The sequence below is a fragment of the Micromonospora craterilacus genome (assembly GCF_003236315.1).
Lineage (GTDB): Bacteria > Actinomycetota > Actinomycetes > Mycobacteriales > Micromonosporaceae > Micromonospora > Micromonospora craterilacus.
The window spans coordinates 1-1,912 of the sequence record NZ_POTY01000445.1; the positions used below are offsets into that span (position 1 = coordinate 1).

Sequence of the window (1,912 nt, forward strand, 5' to 3'; positions counted from 1 at the left end):
ACCATGGGGGGTAGGCGGAGGACGTAGCGGGTGAGGGCCACGCCGAGCAGCTGGCTGGCGACCAGTCCGGCGCGGCGTGGCGCTTCCGCCGGGTCGGCCACCAACCGGGCCACGGCCGCGCCGAGCTGGGTGGCGAAGATCTGGCGTACCCGCTCGGCCCCGCCCGGGTTGGTGCTCGCCGTGCGCAGCAGGGCCGGCAACGTGGTGTCTCCCTCCCAGCGGGTGAAGAAGTAGCTGGCCAGCGCCTCGCCGAGGCGGTCGTGCGGCACGCCGCTCAGGTCCGGCAGCCGCAGGTCGAACTCGGCCGCCGCCGCGAACAGTCCCTCCTTGCTGCCGTAGTAGCGCATCACCATGGACGGGTCGATCCGGGCGTCCGCGGCGATGGCCCGGATCGTCGCCCGGTCGTAGCCGTCGGCCGCGAAGCGGTCGCGGGCGGCCCGCAGGATGGCCGCGCGGGTCGCGTCCGAGCTGCGTGCGCGTCCGCCGCCGGCCGCCGACCCCGCCGCCGGTTCTTGTGCTGCCTGGGGTACGCCTTCCGTCATGTGACCGACGGTATGCCAACGCTTGTTGACTTCTCGATCCGGGGCCGCCTAACGTTGCCAACAAGCGTTGGCCAACAAGCGTTGGCAATCGATGCAGGGAGGTCGTCATGCTGCCCGAACGAACGGATGTCCTGATTGTCGGTGCCGGCCCGACGGGGCTGGCCGCCGCGCTGACGCTGGCCCGCCGAGGGGTCGAGGTCACCCTGGTCGACCAGCGGGAGGAGCCGGCCGTGACGTCGCGGGCGGCGGTCGTGCACGCGTACACGCTGGAGCTGCTGGACCGGCTCGGCGCGGGCGCGCCGCTGGTGGCCCGCGGGTTGCGGTCGGCGCGGTTCAACGTCCGCGACCGGGACCGGGTGCTGGTCAACGTGCCGTTCGACCGGCTGCCCACCCGCCACCCGTACGCGCTGCTGGTTTCCCAGTCGGTGACCGAGGAGGTGCTCACCGAGCAGCTGGCCGCCGTGGGCGTGCGGGTGCTGCGCCCGTACCGGCTGACCGGTCTGCACCACGACGGCGACGGCGCGGTGGCGCGGTTCGACGGCGGGACCGTGCGGGCCCGGTGGGTGATCGGCGCGGACGGCATCCACAGCACCGTCCGCGAGTTGACCGGCATCCCGTTCACCGGCCCGGCCGGCTCCGAGGAGGCGTTCGTCCTGGCCGACGTACGCGTCGACAGCACGCTTTCCCGCGACAGCGCCTCGATCTTCCTCGCCCGGGGTGGCCCGCTGGTCTGGGCACCCCTGCCCGACGGGCGGGTACGGCTGGTCGCCACCGTCGCCGATCCGCCGGTCGAGCCCGACGTCGCGTACCTGCAACGGCTGCTCGACGAGCGCGGTCCCCGCCGGCGGCCGGACCGGGTGCGGGAGGTGCTCTGGTCGTCGCGCTTCCGGCTGCACCACCGGGTCGCCGAGACGTTCCGCGCCGGGCCGGTGCTGCTGGCCGGCGACGCCGGGCACGTGCACAGCCCGGCCGGCGGGCAGGGCATGAACCTCGGCATCTGCGACGCGGTCGACCTCGGCGAGACCCTTGCCGACGTGCTGGCCGGTGCCCCGGAAACCCGGCTGGACGAGTACGCGGCCCGGCGCCGCCCGCTCGCCCAGGAGGTGGCCGGCTTCGCCGACCGACTGACCCGGCTCGCCACCGTGCCACCCGCCGCCCGGCCGGCCCGGGACACGCTGTTGCGCCTGGTATCGGTGCTGCCACCGGTCCGGCACCGGATCGCGTTGCGCCTGTCGGGCCTCAACCAGCGCCGGTCCGCGCGGACGGCGGTTCCCGGTAATCGGACTGGCGGGTAACCACGCGTCCACGTCGCGGCCGGCCGGGTCTACGCTTGCCCGGTGACGGTGGAGCAGCAGGCCCGGGGCGCGAAC

Annotated in this window: 2 protein-coding genes; one reads left to right on the forward strand and one right to left on the reverse strand. The window is 74.6% G+C overall.

Going from position 1 to position 1,912, the window contains the following annotated elements:
* On the reverse strand, positions 1–542 hold a 542-nt coding region (locus C1I95_RS33635; protein ID WP_111220122.1), incomplete at its 3' end, for a TetR/AcrR family transcriptional regulator.
* Between the two features lie 107 nt (positions 543–649).
* Between C1I95_RS33635 and C1I95_RS33640 the strand changes: the two genes are divergently transcribed.
* Complete coding sequence (locus tag C1I95_RS33640; RefSeq protein ID WP_111220124.1) at positions 650–1,837, forward strand: FAD-dependent oxidoreductase; 1,188 nt, start codon at positions 650–652, stop codon at positions 1,835–1,837.
* Positions 1,838–1,912 lie beyond the last annotated feature (75 nt).